We start from the raw sequence: 16581 nt of genomic DNA on the forward strand, positions 1-16581 counted from the left end.
CCCAGTCCGTCGCCGAGGCCGCAGCCAACGGCGCTGGCGCGTGCGCCGACGCGATGCCCACGGACAGGCCGTACAGCAGGCAGGCCTGGGCCTGGCGGATGACATCTTCGGGCAGTGTGCGCAGGCCGGTTTCCGCCGCGAAGCCGGCCAGCGCCGACAGGCCCGAGCCCGGTTCACTCGTCGCGCGGGTCATGGCCAACCTCGATGACGATGTTGCCGTGCGCGTCCAGGCGGGCGCTGCAATGGGGCGGCACCACTACGCTGGTGTCATACTCCTGCACGATCAGGGGGCCGGGCCGGGGCTCGGCGGCCAGGTCGGCGCGCCGCAACACACGGGTAGCGCACAGCCCATGCCGGACGCCGAAATAGACCATGCGCTCGCGCGGCCCGGCATTGCCTCCCGGATCGTCCGCCCACCTGCCGGAATGCTCCGCATGCCGCGATACCGAGGCCGCCAGCCGGACCGTCACCAGTTCGAATTGCTTGTGCGGTGACCGGTGGCCATAGGTTTTCTCGAATTCCTCCTCGAAACGCCGCTCCAGGTCCCGCAGACCGCCGGGAGTCAGGGCTGGCGCGCCCAGCGGGACCGTGATTTCGGACGACTGTCCGAGGTAGCGCAGATCGGCGTACGCTTGCATGCCGATGGCCGCCGCCGCGTACCCCTCGCCGGCCAGCATGCGCGTCAACTCGTCACGCATGCCGCCAATGATGGCGTTGATGGGGTCCAGGTCGGCGTCGGCGGTGGAAACCAGCACCGTGCGGGCCGCATGCTGTTCAACGTCGGCGCGCAACAGGCCGAACGCGCTGAATACGCCGGGCGACGGCGGCACGATGACGCGCGCGATGCCCAGTTCCCGCGCCACGCCCGCCGCATGGACCGGGCCCGCCCCGCCGAAGACCATCAGCGCGAAATCGGCGGGATCGCGCCCGCGCTCCACGGAGACCGATTTGATGGCGCGGACCATGTTCGAATTGGCGATCAGGTGTATGCCGTGGGCGGCCTCTAGCAAGGACAGGCCGCTCCTGTCGGCGATGTGCGAGGCCACGGCCTTTTCGGCCAGCGCGCGATGGACGGCGAGCGATCCGCCCGCCAGCGAGTCGTCGTTCAGGTAGCCCAGCACCAGGTTGGCGTCGGTGACGGTGGGATGCTCGTTGCCCTGGCCATAGGCAGGCCGGGCCGGGCACCGCGCCCGCGCTGCGCGGCCCCACCCGCAGCGACCCGCCCGCATCGATGGCCGCAATGCTGCCTCCGCCCGCGCCGACTTCCGAAATGTCGATCACCGGAATCCGCAGCACATAACCGTTGCCGCGCATCAGCCGGCTGCTGACCGACACCGCCGAGCCCACCTCGTATTCCGTCGCGCGCAGGATTGCGCCCCGTTCGATGATGGACGCCTTGGTCGTGGTGCCTCCCATGTCCAGCGTGATGACATCGGCGTAACCGCAGTCGCGGGATAGCCGGGCGGCGGCGACCACGCCTGCCGCCGGGCCGGACTCGATGATGGTCACCGGCCTGGACGCCGCCGCCGCGGCGCTGATCAGGCCGCCGTTGGATTGCATCACCAGGATGGGCGCCCTGCTTCCCAGCGCATCGAAGCGGCTGCGCAGGATCTTCAGGTAGCGGGCGATCAGCGGCGCCACGTAGGCATTGACCACCGTCGTGCTGGTGCGCTCGAACTCCAGCATCTCGGGCAGCACCTCGTGCGACAGCGAGACATACAGCTCCGGCATCTGCTCGGCCAGATAGTCGCCCACCGCTTTTTCATGGGCGCCGTTGCGGTATGCATGGAGGAAGCAGACTGCGGCAGCCTCGATTCCGCCTTCGCGCAGTGTTTCGACGGCGGCCCGCAGGCCGTCGCCGTCCAGCGGGGTCAGCACATTCCCGTGCTGATCGAGCCGTTCGCGGATGCCCAGGCGCCATTGCCGCTCCACCAGGGGAGCGGGTTTCCGCCAGTCCAGGTCGTACGACATGGGAATGCGGATGCGGCGCAGCTCCAGCACGTCGCGAAAGCCTTCGGTGGTGAGCAAGGCCGTGCGCGCACCCCGGCGTTCGAGGATGGCGTTGGTGGCTACCGTGGTCGCGTGCACGATCTCTCCGATGTGCTCCGCAAAGAGGCCATGCCCGGCGCAGAAGTCGGCCACTCCCTGCGTGATGGCCTGCGAATAATCCGCCGGCGTGGTGGGCACCTTGCGCTTGTGGATGGCCCCGTCGGGGCAGACGAAGACCAGGTCCGTGAAGGTGCCCCCGATGTCCGCGCCGATCCGCAACGATTGCGTTTCCGTGCTCATCTCCTCTCCTTCGGACTGCTTTCCCGCTGGGCTGCGCGGCGCAGCGCCGCGGTGGCCGCCTGGTCGATGCGCCAGGGCGCTTCCCGCACCACGACGCCGTATTCGCGCCGCGCGGCTTCGATCGACACCTTGCCGTTGCGCGCGTCACGCAAGACCGCCTCGGGATCCCGTTCCAACGGGTCGCCGTAGCCGCCGCCGGCGGCGGTGGCATGGCGAAAGCGTTGCCCGCTCGCCAGGCCGATCGTGAATTTCGTGGGCAGTTGTTTCCACCCTTCCGTGGACTCGATCAGGTTGTTCGAAGGAGCGCCGGCGAGGCCGCCGTGCAAGCCGAAAGGCGGATGCCGGCGCCGGTCCGAACGCAGCTGGAAAGTGGCCTCCTGCCCCAGGAAGCGCAACTGGCGTTCGATGGCCAGGCCTCCCCGCCAGGTGCCGGCGCCGCCGCTGTCCGGAACCAGTTCATAGCGTTCGATCCGCACCGGAGCCGTGTTTTCCACCACCTCGATCGGCGCGTTGCTGATGTTGGCCGCGGGATTGGCCACGCCGTCCACGCCTTCGCGCCGGTAGCCGCCGCCCCAGGCGCCCATCAGGGCCTCCCGGAACAGGGCGTACCGTCCGTCGGCACCGACGCCGCCGATGCTGTAGCTGGTGGTGCCGCCCTCGCCTGCCGCGCGCGGCTTGTGCGGCACCGCCTGGGCCAGCGCCCCGAAAATCGCGTCGATGAGCCGGAATCCGCTGACCCCGCGCGCAGCTACCGCGCCGGGCCGCCGAGGATTGAAAATGCAGTCCGGCGGCGCGACGACGTGGATGGGCTTGATGAAGCCGGCGTTGTTCGGCGCATCGGAATCCATGATCGAACGCATGGCGAAATAGACGGCCGACTTCGCGAATGACAGCGTGGAGTTGATCGCGCCGCGTACCTGCGGCGAGCTGCCGGCGAGATCGGCCGTCAGTTCATCGCCCTTGACGCGCAGGGTGACGTGGATGCGCACCGGCCGCGAAGGATCGATGCCGTCGTCGTCGATATGGTCGGTATAGGCGTACGAGCCGTCCGGGATCGCGGCGATGGTGCGGCGCGCCTCGCGCTCGGAATAATCGAGCAAGGCGTCGAAGCACCGCTCCAGTTCCGCCACGCCATAGCGCGCCGCCAGCTCCAGCATGCCCCGCTCGGCGATGTTGCAGGCAGCCAGTTGGGCGTTCAGATCTCCCAGCACCGTGTCGGGCACGCGAACATTGCGGGCGATCATCTTGAGCAGGGTCTGGTCCGGCACGCCTCGCGCATACAGCTTGAGCAGCGGAATCTGCAGGCCCTCCTGGAAGATCTCGGTGGAATCGGCCGCGCTCGAGCCGGGCACCCGGCCACCCATGTCGTTGTGATGCGCCACCAGCACGCCATAGCCCAGCAGGCGCTCTCCCGCGAACATCGGCTTGAACATGAAAATATCGGGCAGGTGCATGCCGCCCTGGTACGGGTCATTGGTGATGACAATGTCGCCCGGCTCGAGCGTATCGCCGAATTCCTGGCTCACCGCGTCCATGGCGTCCGGGATCGAGCCCAGGTGCAGGGGCAGGCTCAGGCCCTGCGCAATCAGCCTGCCGTGGCGGTCGCAGAATGCGCTGGACATGTCCATGGTGTCTTTCATGATCGACGAATAAGCGATGCGGACCACGGTCAGGACCATTTCGTCGACGACCGAACCGATCGCGTTCTTGACCAGTTCGAGCCGAACCGGACTGATCGCTGTTGCGCTTGGCATGCTGTCTCCTTATCGGCTTCGCTCGATGCCGGACCGACGCGCGTTCCGGCGCGCTTTCTTTTCTTCAGGAACCCATGCTAGCGAGTTAGAATTCAGGCATCCAATTAATGATTTGGGTCAAAAAAATAAAAATTGCTTATATCGACCCGAACGGAGCCCGCGCCGGGGCTGCCGGCAGCCCGGCGCGGGTGCGCCGGCACACAGGAGACGGCAATGCGACGCTATACCCTGGCTCAGCTCGAGGCATTGCGCTGCGTAGTGGTTTTCCGGGGCTTCCAGGCCGCGGCCGACCATCTGAAAGTGACGCAGCCGACCATCTCGCTGCGCATCCGCGAACTGGAATCCATCGTCGGCTATTCGCTGCTGCGGCGCTCCGGCGGACGCGGCGAACTCACGGCCGAAGGCGCAGTCTTCTACCAGTATGTGGAACAGCTAACCAGAACCCTGGGCGAAATGGATCGCCGCGTCCGCAGCCGCGACCCGCTGCGCGGCGTGCTGAGGATGGGCGCGTCCGACACCTTCGCCATCGGCTGCCTGCCCGACCTGCTGTCGAAGATGGATACGATCTACCCCGATCTGCGAGTCGAACTGACGATCACGCGCAGCACTACCCTGGCGGAACTGCTCAACACCGACCAACTGGACATCGCCTTCATGGTCGAGACCCCGCTGGACCCGCGGATACGCGTGCATCCCCTGGCCTATTGCCGCATGGCGTGGTTCGGCCGCAACGCCGGCGGACGGCCTTCCCGGCCGCTTGGCGCCGCCGACCTCGAAGGCCGACGGCTGATGACGCTGCCCGTCAATTCGCCGCTGCACAGCCTGATGGTCCGGTGGTTCGAAGCGGCGCAACATCCTTTGCCGCCCGTGAGTATTTGCAATAGCCTGGCCATCATCCTGCGGCTGATCAATGCCGGCCATGCATGGAGCATCCTGCCCGAGTGCTTCACGCTGTCGAACGAGGAATCCCGTCTGTCGACGCCGCTGGCGGTCATGCCCGAACTACCCATGCTGAAGCTGTGCGCTGCCTACCGGACCGAAACCGACGCGGACACGCTGCTGCCGGTGGTGGACCTGGTCAAGGGCATCCTCATCAGCAAACCGGGATTGCTGCCGCTGGGATAGCCCTGCGTGCGCTCTCGTCGAACGCAGGCGCAAGCGATCAATCCAGGGACGGCATGCCGCTCGCGCGCGACGTCAGCGAAGCCCCCTCGCGACGGCGGCCCGGCGTCACTGGCTTGTCGCCGCGCAGGGTGTTGGCGGTGCGGATCGGAGGGATTGCGCACGCCGAGGCTTTCCCAGGTTCAGGCCGTGCAGCACGTCGAGAGGTGCGATTCCCGCGCTGAAAACCGTATCCGCACCGCTGCGCCCTTGAATCAAAACCGCGCGCGAAAGCCGATGGTGCCGGATATGCCGTAGGAGTCGCCAAAGTTCGCCAGGGCGGTGCGCGCGCCGAGTTCTCCGTAGACCGAGTATTTGTCGCCCCGCCAGTTGTACGAACTGCCGAATCCCAGCTCTCCCCAGAGCCTGTCCTGCCGCGTGTCGAAACGGGTATGGCCAACGCTCACGCTGCTGTCGCCGAGGAATTCATACGTGAGATTGGCGATGCCGTAAAAGCGCCAGCGCCGGTCCGCGTGCGCGGCGGATGCGCCGGCCGACGGTCCGGAGAGATCGACCTCCCGGTCGAAGGAGATGCCCAGGCGGGCGAGCAGGCTCTGGGCCTTTTCGTTGCGGACCTTCGCGCCATAGGCGTCTTCGAAAGAGCTGAAACGATTGCGCGAATAGGATAGCTGGAATTGCGGGGTGGTGGTCCAGGTTTCCGAAAGCGCCATTTTCTTGCCGGTTTCCACGCTGAAGGCGAAGCCGTAGCCATTGTTGCCCTTGGCCTCGTGGACGCCGAGCGAGCCCGAATCCAGGTCGCTGTCGAACCACATGACCTGGGCCTGGCCGTCCACGTACACGCCGTCGGGGCGATACCAGGTCAGGGTGCCGCCCAGGCCGTAGCCGGTGGCGTCGATGTAGCCGTTGCCATCGTCGGAATGCACCCAGGTCCTGCCCTGCCCGATCTGGGCGTTGAGGCCGCCCAGCACTTTGGCGCCGTCTTCGTATTCGCGCAGCCGCGTGTCGAAACCAAACTGCATGCGCCAGATGTCCATGTCGTAGTCCCTGAGCCCGAAGGTCGAGCTGGCCGGCTTGATGGAGGCCGTCGAGCCTTCCACGCGGGCCCACATGCCCTGCCCTTCGATCCATTGGGGCGCCAGCGGGGCGCCGTTGCCTCGCGCGCCGGCCCGTCGGTCTTCCCAGACCCGGTTGCCTACGCGCTGCTGCAGCGTCGGCAGCCGGTTCAGCGCCATCAGGGCCTGCGGATAGGCTTCGTACACGGCGGCGCCTGGCTGGTAGGCGACCTCCTGGTCGGGCTCGTCGCGCAGCGTGCGCAGGTACCAGTCACCGTCCGCGGGATCGGCGGGGCTGCCCTGGTAGAGGCCGTACAGGTACTCGCCCGCCACCACGGCCGGCTGCCCGCTGCGCGTGCGGAAGTCCGGCGCCAGGGAGAACACGCCCGGCGAGCTGCCGTCGACCTGCACGATCTTGATGCCCTGCGTCGTCAGTCCGCCCCGGCCGTCCAGGTTCCGGACCGCCACGCGCGTGGCGCCGGTGCTGTTGCCCGTGATCACCAGCAGATCCGCCGGCGAGCTGTCGTCTCCCAGGACGGCTTCGGTTTCCAGCAGGCCGCCCGCGCCCACATAGTCGCCCGTCACCGTCAGTTTGCCGATCGAAGCGCCGGGCGCGACGATGCCGGCATTGGAAGCCGGGCCGACGAATCCGTTGCCCTCCAGGCGGCCGCCGCCCGTGGTGCCGATCGAACCGCCGAGCCGGCCATTGACTTGCAGCGCGCCGCCCTGCACCGCCGTGACGCCCGAAAACCCCGAGTGGTCGCCGGCCAGGATGGTGCGCCCCGCGTACACGTCGATGCGGCCCGGACCGACGATCTGCTGGACGCCGCCGGCGCCGTCGAACGCATAGGCGCTGGACGTGTGGTTGAAGATCAGGCCGCCGTCGCCCGGGCCGAAGACGAGCCGGGGAGCGGCGATAGCGCCGGGCGCGGCAAGCGCATTGCCCGGCGACGCGCCGACGACAACCCGGCCCCGGGAACCCGCCGCCGGGGCCACCGAGAAGTCGCCGGCGGCGGACAACCGGGCGCCGCCGCCCACTTCCAGCACGCCGCTGCCCGCTGTATTGCCCACGCCCGCGCCCACATACGTATTGGCGGTGGACAGCGCGGTCGCGCGGCCGGCCAGTCCCATGACCCCGCCCTGTACGTACAGGTTGCCGTCGAAGCCCGGCGAGTTGCCGATCTTGTCGAGCCGGCCGGGGCCCATCTGCACCAGGTTGCCGCTGCCGGAGACGTTGCCGCCCCACTGGGTGTCGCTCGAACGGTTGAAGGCCAGCGTGGCGCCCGCGTCGATCATGGCGGGTCCGGCGATGGAGCCCGCCGGGCCGCCCGCGCCGATCTGCAGCGTGCCCTGGCTCACCGAGGTCAGCCCGGTATAGAGATTGTCCGCCGTCAGGACGGTGGCGCCGCTGCCTTGCTGGCGCACGCCGCCCTCGCCCTGTATCAGTCCCGGGAATATCCGGACGTCGCTGCGGTCGAACGCCAGGGTTCCCGGCCCCTGCACGAGGACATCGCCGAGAATGGATCCGGCCGCCCCGCCGTTGCCGAGCACCAGCGTGCCGGCCGAAACCACCGTGCCGCCCTGGTACTGGTTGTCGCCCGCGAGGGTGAGCGATCCGGCTCCCTGTTTCACCAAAGCGCCGGCGCCGGTCATGCCCTGGCCGATTTCCGCATCATGGCCGTTGGTGTCGATGCCGCCCGCCGTGCCGTTGATGACGATCGGCCGCGCGGGCGAAAGCTGCACCTCGCCGTCGAAACGCAGGCTCGGAATGCCGCCGTAGCCGCTGTTGTCGAAGGCCACGCTGCCCGCCGCCGCGCCCAGCGCCTCGTCGCGGGTGATGGCCAGCGTGCCCTGGCGGATGGTGAGGCCGCCGCTCCAGGTGTTTCCCGCCGCGACCTGCGGATCCAGCACGGAGGTTCCCGCGCCGATCTTCTCGACCGCGCCGGCGCCGGTGATCTGGCCGACATAGGTGCCCGAATCGTTGGCATCCGCGGTGGTGAATCTCACCAGGCCGCTGTTCTGCACATTGTCCAGATTGCCGACGTTCGTGGGCAGGCTCTGGGCCCTGGCTTCCAGGGTGCCCCCGGCGTCGACGATGACCCTGCCCGTGTAGTTCGCGTTGTTGCCGGTCAGGCCCAGCACGCCCTGCTTCACCATCACGGTCGTGAAATCGCTGGTGGACAGCGAGCCGGTGAGATTCCACCGCCCATCTCCGGTTTTGGTGAGGGTCTGGAAATTCCTCACGTCTCCCGCCAGCGAATCGAGCGAGCCCGCTTCGCCATTCAGCTCCATGGAATTGGTTCCCGCGCCGCCGTCGATGCTTCCTGTCACCACGGAATGAGGATAGAAGATCAGGTCGTCGTCGCCGCTCTGGAAATTGAGATTGCCGTTGACTACCGCGCCGCTGTGGTTGGCGAACACGATCCCTGGCGCTGTGCCCGGAGCCTGGGTGCCGAGCACGTCTCCGCCGCCGACGCGCTCGATCAGGCCATAGTTATTGAGCTGGTTGCGATCCGCCGGCGTAGGCGGCGTGGCGTTGTCTTCGAACCAGATCGCCGCCGATTCGGGATTCGGGCGCCGACCGCACGATTCCGTAATTGTCGATGATGTTGCCGTAGCCATGCGCGTTGATGGCTTCGCCGTTGTACGTTTGCCCGCCGGAAAAAATCATGGCGTCGCGCCCGATGGTGAGCCTGCCGAACGAATTGAATTCGATGACGTTCGGCCCCGTGGGAAACGGCACCCTGACGACGTTGCCTTCCACGATGGCGCCGGGCGTGGCTGGCAATTCTCCAGGGCTGAATTGCGTGCCTATGGTGATCGTGGCGCGGTCTCCCAGGCTGATGGCGGTCTGGTCCGTCTTGCCGTGCCCCGACGCCATGTTGACCGTGTAGTCGTTGTCGGCCGCGCCGTTGCCCAGCCTGGTGTTCCAGGTGCCCGTACAGGTGTAGGTCTTGCCGGACAGCGAACAATCCGCACATCAAGTAACTAAATGTGTCTGACACGAAAGGCGTCCCGCTGCGCGGCCGGGCGGGACGCCTTGCCATGCGTTTGCGGCGGCTGCGGAGATTTGCGCGGGTCGCAAAAAATCCCGCAATATTTGTTACCAATTGGGAGCCGGCCCGTTGCGCGCACGCCGCTTGCGGCTGCTGCCTTTACGGCGTTCTGCCGCTATGGCAGTCTAAAGCGCTCCCCGGGCCATTGCCCTGGCGGAGCCCGATACGGTAGGTCTTTCCCGCGCCCTTGGGTCTCCTGCCCGCCCCTTCCGGGAGTTCCCTGGCGGAACCCGTCGCGCCAACGCACATACAAGGAAGGCTGCTCATCATGACTGACAAACTGTTTGACACTTCGGCCCCATCGACGACCTCCGCCGGTTCGCCCGCGGTAAGCGATCGGAATTCGCTGACCATAGGGCCGGACGGCCCCATCGTGCTGCACGACGTGCATTTTCTCGAGCAAATGGCCCATTTCAACAGGGAAAAGGTCATCGAGCGCCAGCCTCACGCGAAAGGATCCGGGGCCTTCGGCGTGTTCGAGACGACCGAGGACGTGTCCAGGTTCACCAAGGCCGCCCTGTTCCAGCCCGGCGCCAAGACGGAAATGCTCGCGCGCTTTTCCACGGTGGCGGGCGAACAGGGCAGTCCCGACACGTGGCGCGACGTGCGGGGCTTTTCGCTGAAGTTCTACACCAGCGAAGGCAACTACGATCTCGTCGGAAACAACACGCCGATCTTCTTCGTGCGCGATCCGATGAAGTTTCCGCATTTCATTCGCAGCCAGAAACGCCTGCCCGACCGCGGGCTGCGGGACAATCACATGCAATGGGATTTCTGGACCAACAACCCGGAAAGCGCCCACCAGGTCACCTATCTCATGGGGCCGCGCGGCCTGCCCCGCACCTGGCGGCACATGAACGGCTACGGCTCGCACACCTACATGTGGGTCAACGCCCAGGGCGAACGGTTCTGGGTGAAGTACCACTTCCATACGCTGCAGGGCATGGCCTTCTTCAGCAATGCCGAAGCGGCGGCCATGGCCGGCTCCGACGCGGATTTCCACCGCCGGGACCTGTTCGAAGCCATCGAACGCGGGGACTGTCCGTCCTGGGAGCTTTCGGTGCAGGTCATGCCTTATGACGACGCCCGGAACTACCGCGTCAATCCGTTCGACCTCACCAAGACGTGGTCGCACAAGGACTACCCGCTCATCAAGGTCGGGAAAATGACGCTCAACCGCAATCCCGACAACTTCTTCGCCCAGATCGAGCAGGCGGCGTTTTCGCCGGGCAATACCGTGCCGGGCATCGGGCTGTCGCCCGACAAAATGCTGCTGGGCCGTGCGTTTGCCTACAACGATGCCCAGCGCAACCGCATCGGCGCGAACTTCCACCAGTTGCCCGTCAACCAGCCCAAGGTGCCGGTCAACACCTACATGATGGACGGACCGATGACCTACCACCACACGGGCGCCGCGCCGGTATATGCGCCCAACAGCGGAAACCGCCCCTGGTCCGACGAAACCGGGCGGGTGGACAACGGCTGGCAAGCCGACGGCGACATGGTCCGCAGCGCCTACTCCCTGCATCCCGAGGACGACGACTACACCCAACCCGGCATCCTGGTCCGCGAGGTGTTTTCCGACGCCGACCGGGCCGCCCTGGTGGAAACGGTGGCCGCAAGCCTGCTCGGCGGCGTGCGCGAGCCCGTTCTGAGCCGCGCCTTCGAGTACTGGCGCAACATCGACCCGGACGTCGGCGCGCGCATCGAAGAGAAAGTGCGCAAAGGCAAGGCGGCCAAGCCGGCCGAGGGCGAAGGCCAGGGCTGATCCGGCGGAGGGAACGGCGCGGGCGGCCTGGCCGTTTCGGCGTCGTGCCTGCGCCGCTGCCTGCCCATGCCGGGCATCGGAAGCGCCCTGCTGGCTGCGCGGTCCGCCCACGGTTCGCGCGGGCCGCGCTGTCAGCCTTCCGGCACGCGCGCCAGACGCTGCGTCTCGTTGATCGAATGCAGCGCGAACATCACGCCGTCAGGGTCGAACCGGTTTACGCAGCAAGCGTGCTGCCGCAGGCTCCAATACCGGGAGAGCGGCAGCCCCAGCGCCTGCAGCAGTATCACGCGGTTGATGCTGTCGTGCCCCGCCAGCGCCACCATGTCGTCCGGATGCCGTTGCGATGTTTGCCGCGGCGCTGTTCGGCCCCGCGGTGCGGGCGATATGGTGGTTGGCCGGCAGGCTGCGGCGCTGCAGTCCGGCGACCTGAATTTCCACCTGGCCCAGATCGGCGTGTTGCTGGTGCTGTGCCTGGCGTTGCGTCAGCCGTCGCCGCGCCGGCCCAGGAAGTCTCCCACCCTGCTTTCGAACTTCGGCTCGATCACCGCGCCCACGTTGCAGCGCGTCCAGGGCGACACCGCGCCCGTATCCACGCTGAACACGCGCCCCGGCGCCATGATGACCCTGGCGGGCATGAGGCCGGCGGCCAGCCGCAGCGAGTCGTCGATGCCGGGAAACGCGCACCACAGGTACAGCGAGCTGGCCGGCCGGGTGAAGATGCGCGCGCCCAGCCGGTCGAGCACGTCGAGCGCCTGCGCCGTGGCGGTTTCGAGGCGGTGCCGCAGGCGCGCCAGGTGGCGGGCGTAGTGTCCTTCGCGCAGCATTACGTCCACCATCCGCTCGCTGTATTCGGAGCTGCTGACGTGCACCAGCGCCTTGAGGTCGGCCAGGTCGCTGGCGAGGGCCGAGCCGCAGGCGATGAAGCCCACGCGCAGCGCGGCGGAAAACGATTTGGAAAAGCTGCCCAGGTAGAGCGTGCGCTCCAGTTGGTCGAGCGCGGCGAGGCGCACGGCAGAGGTCGGCTTGAAATCGGCGAGCGGATCATTTTCGACGATGAGCAGGTTGTGGCGCTCGGCCAGCTGCAGGAGCTTGTACGCCTTGGCGGGCGACAGGTCGGACCCCGTGGGATTGTGGGCCAGCGACTGGGTGAAGAACAGGCGGGGCTTGTCGCGCTGCAGGCTGCTCTCCAGCGCGGCGAGGTCGGGGCCGTCGGGCAGGCGCGGCACGCCGACCATGCGCACCCCCGCCAGCTTGAGTTTGCCGAACAGCGGGTAGTAGCCGGGATCGTCGACCAGGGCTACCGCGCCGGGCTGCAGGAAATAGCGGATCACCAGGTCCATGGCCTCGTTCGCGCCATGCGTGAGCACCAGCTGCGAGGGCGCGGCGCTGATCCCCACGTCGCCCAGCTTGCGCACCAGGCTTTCACGCAAGGGCCGGTAGCCGAAACGGCTGCCGTAGCGGAACAAGGCGCCCAGCCCGGTGCGGGTGACGCGCTGCTGGTAACGGTCCATGCGCATGTCGGCCAGCCACTCCACCGGCGGAAAGCCGTCGCCGGCGGCCACGGCGTCGGGCTGGGTCTTGAGCTGCTCGCGCATCAGCCAGACGATGTCCATGGCCCGGCTCAACTGGCCCGGCTCTTCATCGGGCCGCCGGGGCGCGCGGGCCTGCGGCGTGACGTAGAAGCCGGCCCCGCGGCGCGGCGCCACCAGCCCCTGCGCCACCAGGATCTCGAAAGCCACCACCACGGTGTTCTTCGCGTAGCCGTGCAGCTGCGCCATCTCGCGCAGTGACGGCAGCTTGTCGCCGGGGCGGTACACGCCCTCGGCGATCTGCTGCCCGATGAGGCGCGCCAGCCCGTCGGCGATGGGCGCGTGCCGGCGGGGCCGCAACGGCGCGGCGGACGGGTCGTCGGAAAGCACGGCGGGGTCGGTCATGGCGGCCTGGATTGGTGCAGTGCAGCGGTACTGTTTGCCGAAACTGTACCTCTCGGGATTGGTACAGTCTACCTAGAATCAGCCTCACGACATCGATATGGAGACATTGCATCGTGGCTGATTCCCGCCTCCCCAATTTTCGTTCGCTCTCCCCCGCCGACCGGCTGTCCGCCATTGCCGAGAAAGCCGGGCTGGACGCCGCCGAGCGGAGCCTGCTGTCCCGCCCGGGCGCGCTGGAATTGGCGCGCGCCGACGGCATGATCGAGAACGTCATCGGCACGTTCGAGTTGCCGCTGGGCGTGGCGGGCAACTTCCGCATCAACGGCCGCGACGTGCTGGTGCCGATGGCGGTGGAAGAGCCTTCGGTGGTGGCGGCGGCCTCCTACATGGCCAAGCTGGCGCGCGACTGCGGCGGCTTCGAGACTTCCAGCACGCGGCCGCTGATGCGCGCCCAGGTGCAGGTGCTGGGGCTGGGCGATCCGCAAGGGGCCCGGCTGGCGCTGCTGCGCGAACGCGAGCGCATACTGGCCCTGGCCAATGAGCGCGACCGGGTGCTCGTCCAGCTCGGCGGCGGCTGCCGCGACATCGAGGCGCAGGTGTTTCCCGACACGCCGCGCGGCCCCATGCTGATCATGCACCTGATCGTGGACGTGCGCGACGCCATGGGCGCCAATACGGTGAACACCATGGCCGAAGCCGTGGCGCCGCTGGTGGAGGAAATCACCGGCGGGCGGGTGCGGCTGCGCATCCTGTCCAATCTCGCCGACCTGCGGCTGGCGCGCGCGCGCGTGCGCCTGACGCCCCAGGCGCTGGACACGCCCGAACGCAGCGGCGCGGAGATCATCGAAGGCGTGCTGGATGCCTATGTGTTCGCCGCGGTGGATCCCTACCGCGCCGCCACGCACAACAAGGGCATCATGAATGGCATCGATCCCGTCATCGTGGCGACCGGCAACGACTGGCGCGCCATCGAGGCCGGGGCGCACGCCTACGCCTGCCGGAACGGCCGCTACGCCTCCCTCACGCACTGGGAGAAGGACGCGGGCGGCGCGCTGGTGGGCACGCTGGAAATGCCCATGCCGGTCGGGCTGGTCGGAGGCGCCACCAAGACCCACCCGCTGGCCCGGGTGGCGCTGAAGATCATGGGCGTGGCGTCGGCGCAGGAGCTGGGCGAAGTGGCCGTGGCGGTGGGCCTCGCGCAGAACCTGGGCGCGCTGCGCGCCCTGGCGACCGAGGGCATCCAGCGCGGGCACATGGCCCTGCATGCGCGCAACATCGCGCTGGCGGCCGGCGCCAGCGGCCGGGAAATCGATATCGTCGCGCGCCGCATGGCGCAGGAGCGCGACGTGCGCGCCGACCGCGCGCTGGCGCTGCTGGAGGCGCTTCGTCAGCCGGCCTGACGCGGCACGAACCGGCGCGCCGGCCGGCGCGTCCATCTACGCGATGCCTCGCAGAAGGCATCCGCAACGACAAGGAGACAGGCATGAAACAGCACAGCGAGGCGCAATGGCGCCTGGCCGAAGTCTGGAATGACACGGTGGACCTGCGCCAGCTGGCATGGGCCATCGCGATCGGCGTGGGCATCAGCGTGGCGGCATTCTTCCTGGCCAGCCGCTGGCTGCGCGGCGTGGCGGCCACGCCCGAACTGGGGCACGCGTATGCCATGCTGGCCGGCCTGGCGGGCTGCGTGGCGGCGGGAGTGATCTGCGCCAGGCGCTTTCCGCCCAAGCGGGTGGTCAGGGAAGAAGCAGGCTCGGCCGACGATCCCGCCTGGCGCGCCGAAGTGCTGGCCGAGCTGTCGGCCCAGCCCGGCGGCCTGGGCCGCGTATCGGATCTGCCGCCCGCCGCGGTGGCCGAACTGAAGGAACTGGGCCTGTATGCGCTCTTTGCCGACCAGGAGGCCGGCCTCGCGCCGGCCCGTGCGGCGTCGGCGGCCCGGCCCGCCGCGGCACAGGAGGCGCTGACATGAGCGATCCCGCCTTCTTCGACACCTTCCTGGTGGCGCTTGCGATGGGGCTGGCGGGCGCGGTGGCGTTCGCGGCCATCGGCCTGGTGAGCGGCACCGACGAAACCACCACGCTGGCGCCGCTCACTCTGCTGGTCGTGTTGCTGGGCGTGCCGCCGGCCGGCGTGTTCACGTTCTTCCTGGCCGGCGCGGTGGCCAAGCACATGACGCACACCGTGCCCACGGCGCTGCTCGGCATACCCGGCGACACCATGGCCACGCCCCTGCTGCAGGACGCCAACATGCTGCGGCGCCTGGGCGTGCCGCATATCGCGCTGCGCAAGATGGTGTCCGGCGCCATCGTGGCGGCCTTCGTCGCCGTGCCGCTGTCGGTGCTGTTCGCGGTGCTGCTGGCGCCGTTCGGGCGCATCATCACCCAGGCCGCGCCCTGGATCTTCCTGGCGGCCGCGGTGCTGATCGCGTATTTCTCGGCGGGCCGCTGGGCGGCCGTGGCGCTGCTGGCGCCTTTCGTGGTGGTGATCGTCGCGCTGCAGAGCCTGACGGCGAAATACGGCGTCAAGCTCAGCATCAGCTACTTCCTGGGCATTGCCATCGGCCCGCTGATCGCCGACCTGTTTTCGGTCGGATCGCCCCAGGGCCGCGAGCGCATGCGCCGCGACCAGATGCGCACATTCACGCTGGCGCCGGACGTCAAGGGCTGGTCGGGGTACTTTCCCAATCCGCTGAAAGTCATGGACGGCACGCAAACGCGCTGGACGCTGGCCACCGCCGCGGTGTCCAGCGCCACGTTCGTGTTCAGCCCCGTCGCCATGACCGTGGTGCTGGGCGAACTGGTGGGAGCGCGCATCCGCCACGCCTACCACCGCCTGACCACGGTGCTCAGCGCGCGCAACGGCGTCACCGAGGCGACCTACATCGCCGAGGCCCTGATTCCGCTGATCGCCTTCGGCCTGCCGCTCAGCCCCGTCGCCGCCGGGCCGGCCGCCCCGCTCTTCAACGCGCCGCCGCGCTTCACGGTGGATGCCGCGTCGGGCCAGGTCCACAACCTGCACAATCTGCTCAGCCACTGGGAGTTCCTGGGCTACGGCATGCTGGCGGTGTTGCTGGCGGCGGTGGTGTCGTATCCGTTCGCCATGAACTTCGCCCGCCGCGCGGCGCTGTTCGTCTCGCGCCGGGTCAGCCACGAGGCCATCATCGCCACCTTCGTCGGTCTCATCATCGTCATCAGCGTCTGGGAGGGGCAACTGCTCGGCCTGCTGGTGATCCTGACCATGGGGCTTTTCGGCGGGCTGCTTTCGCGCCGCTTCGGCTTCAATACCGGCGTGCAGTTCATGGGGTATTACACGGCGGTGCTGTCGGTGCCGGCGCTGGTCAAGCTGATGGGATGATGCAGCGCGGCAGGCGCCGTTCCCGCAAGGGAGCGCCCGCGCCGCGCTATTGACCATTGCGGAAAGCTGCTGCTAAGGTGTGCGGCACACTCCGGCGCGCAAGGCGCCGGGGCCAGACAGGAGGCAAGATATGGCATTCCTGGTTCCCCCCTGTATGTGGCGGCCGCGCGCCGCCGCCTTCCCTGGCGCGGCGCCCAAGGCCGCCGCCGGCGTCCTCGCTGCAGCCGGGATTCCTCCGCCTTCCGCGCGCCG

General features: G+C 68.2%; 12 protein-coding genes and 1 pseudogene. 5 read left to right on the forward strand and 8 right to left on the reverse strand.

The window, feature by feature from the left end; genetic code table 11:
* From AD428_RS05165 to AD428_RS05175, 4 genes and pseudogenes are all read right to left on the reverse strand, one after another.
* The coding region (locus tag AD428_RS05165; protein WP_200907998.1) for a hypothetical protein at positions 1 to 193 on the reverse strand (193 nt) is incomplete at its 3' end.
* Positions 174 to 1229 carry a hydantoinase/oxoprolinase family protein gene (locus AD428_RS27000; protein WP_053244432.1) on the reverse strand — a complete coding sequence of 352 codons (1056 nt, stop codon included), beginning with the start codon at positions 1227 to 1229 and terminating at the stop codon, positions 174 to 176. The genes AD428_RS27000 and AD428_RS05165, both read right to left, overlap by 20 nt.
* A pseudogene (locus AD428_RS24400) lies at positions 1165 to 2289 on the reverse strand (hydantoinase/oxoprolinase family protein); the annotation flags it as partial. The gene AD428_RS27000 and the pseudogene AD428_RS24400, both read right to left, overlap by 65 nt.
* Positions 2286 to 4043 carry a hydantoinase B/oxoprolinase family protein gene (locus AD428_RS05175; protein ID WP_053244433.1) on the reverse strand — a complete coding sequence of 586 codons (1758 nt, stop codon included), beginning with the start codon at positions 4041 to 4043 and terminating at the stop codon, positions 2286 to 2288. The pseudogene AD428_RS24400 and the gene AD428_RS05175, both read right to left, overlap by 4 nt.
* Positions 4044 to 4256: 213 nt before the next feature.
* Here AD428_RS05175 and AD428_RS05180 point away from each other — a divergent pair, with 213 nt between their 5' ends.
* Positions 4257 to 5168, forward strand: a complete 912-nt coding sequence (locus AD428_RS05180; protein WP_053244434.1) for a LysR family transcriptional regulator — start codon at positions 4257 to 4259, stop codon at positions 5166 to 5168.
* A 251-nt stretch (positions 5169 to 5419) separates the two neighbouring features.
* Here AD428_RS05180 and AD428_RS05185 read toward each other — a convergent pair whose 3' ends face one another.
* Positions 5420 to 8677 carry an autotransporter outer membrane beta-barrel domain-containing protein gene (locus tag AD428_RS05185; protein ID WP_235489143.1) on the reverse strand — a complete coding sequence of 1086 codons (3258 nt, stop codon included), beginning with the start codon at positions 8675 to 8677 and terminating at the stop codon, positions 5420 to 5422.
* A 34-nt stretch (positions 8678 to 8711) separates the two neighbouring features.
* A complete protein-coding gene (locus tag AD428_RS26690) occupies positions 8712 to 9098 on the reverse strand; it encodes a hypothetical protein (protein WP_053244436.1) in 387 nt (128 codons plus the stop codon).
* A 443-nt stretch (positions 9099 to 9541) separates the two neighbouring features.
* Between AD428_RS26690 and AD428_RS05195 the strand changes: the two genes are divergently transcribed.
* Complete coding sequence (locus AD428_RS05195; RefSeq protein ID WP_053244437.1) at positions 9542 to 11041, forward strand: catalase; 1500 nt, start codon at positions 9542 to 9544, stop codon at positions 11039 to 11041.
* 131 nt (positions 11042 to 11172) lie between these two features.
* On the opposite strand, the gene AD428_RS24410 is transcribed toward AD428_RS05195, so the two are convergent.
* Both AD428_RS24410 and AD428_RS05205 read right to left on the reverse strand, forming a co-directional pair.
* The gene (locus AD428_RS24410; protein WP_082308270.1) at positions 11173 to 11490 is read right to left on the reverse strand and encodes a histidine phosphatase family protein; all 318 of its coding nucleotides are present in this window, start codon (positions 11488 to 11490) and stop codon (positions 11173 to 11175) included.
* Positions 11491 to 11523: 33 nt separating this feature from the next.
* The gene (locus AD428_RS05205; RefSeq protein WP_053244439.1) at positions 11524 to 12975 is read right to left on the reverse strand and encodes a PLP-dependent aminotransferase family protein; all 1452 of its coding nucleotides are present in this window, start codon (positions 12973 to 12975) and stop codon (positions 11524 to 11526) included.
* A 110-nt stretch (positions 12976 to 13085) separates the two neighbouring features.
* Between AD428_RS05205 and AD428_RS05210 the strand changes: the two genes are divergently transcribed.
* The 3 genes from AD428_RS05210 (at position 13086) to AD428_RS05220 (ending at position 16329) form a co-directional block, all read left to right on the forward strand.
* Entirely contained in the window at positions 13086 to 14375 is a 1290-nt protein-coding gene (locus AD428_RS05210) for a hydroxymethylglutaryl-CoA reductase, degradative (RefSeq protein WP_053244450.1), read from the forward strand.
* An 83-nt stretch (positions 14376 to 14458) separates the two neighbouring features.
* Entirely contained in the window at positions 14459 to 14944 is a 486-nt protein-coding gene (locus AD428_RS05215) for a hypothetical protein (protein ID WP_053244440.1), read from the forward strand.
* Positions 14941 to 16329 (forward strand): tripartite tricarboxylate transporter permease, encoded by a 1389-nt coding sequence (locus AD428_RS05220; RefSeq protein ID WP_053244441.1) that lies wholly within the window; start codon positions 14941 to 14943, stop codon positions 16327 to 16329. Before AD428_RS05215 ends, AD428_RS05220 begins: the two co-directional genes overlap by 4 nt.
* Positions 16330 to 16581 lie beyond the last annotated feature (252 nt).

The sequence above is a fragment of the Achromobacter sp. DMS1 genome, assembly GCF_001270295.1.

Excerpts from the sequence above, each read along its gene's own strand:
- AD428_RS05205 (WP_053244439.1), bottom strand. The coding sequence starts at position 12,975 with ATGACCGACCCCGCCGTGCTTTCCGACGACCCGTCCGCCGCGCCGTTG.
- AD428_RS05215 (WP_053244440.1), top strand. The coding sequence starts at position 14,459 with ATGAAACAGCACAGCGAGGCGCAATGGCGCCTGGCCGAAGTCTGGAAT.
- AD428_RS05180 (WP_053244434.1), top strand. The coding sequence starts at position 4,257 with ATGCGACGCTATACCCTGGCTCAGCTCGAGGCATTGCGCTGCGTAGTG.
- AD428_RS05175 (WP_053244433.1), bottom strand. The coding sequence starts at position 4,043 with ATGCCAAGCGCAACAGCGATCAGTCCGGTTCGGCTCGAACTGGTCAAG.
- AD428_RS05220 (WP_053244441.1), top strand. The coding sequence starts at position 14,941 with ATGAGCGATCCCGCCTTCTTCGACACCTTCCTGGTGGCGCTTGCGATG.
- AD428_RS05195 (WP_053244437.1), top strand. The coding sequence starts at position 9,542 with ATGACTGACAAACTGTTTGACACTTCGGCCCCATCGACGACCTCCGCC.
- AD428_RS27000 (WP_053244432.1), bottom strand. The coding sequence starts at position 1,229 with ATGCGGGCGGGTCGCTGCGGGTGGGGCCGCGCAGCGCGGGCGCGGTGC.
- AD428_RS26690 (WP_053244436.1), bottom strand. The coding sequence starts at position 9,098 with ATGGCGTCGGGGCACGGCAAGACGGACCAGACCGCCATCAGCCTGGGA.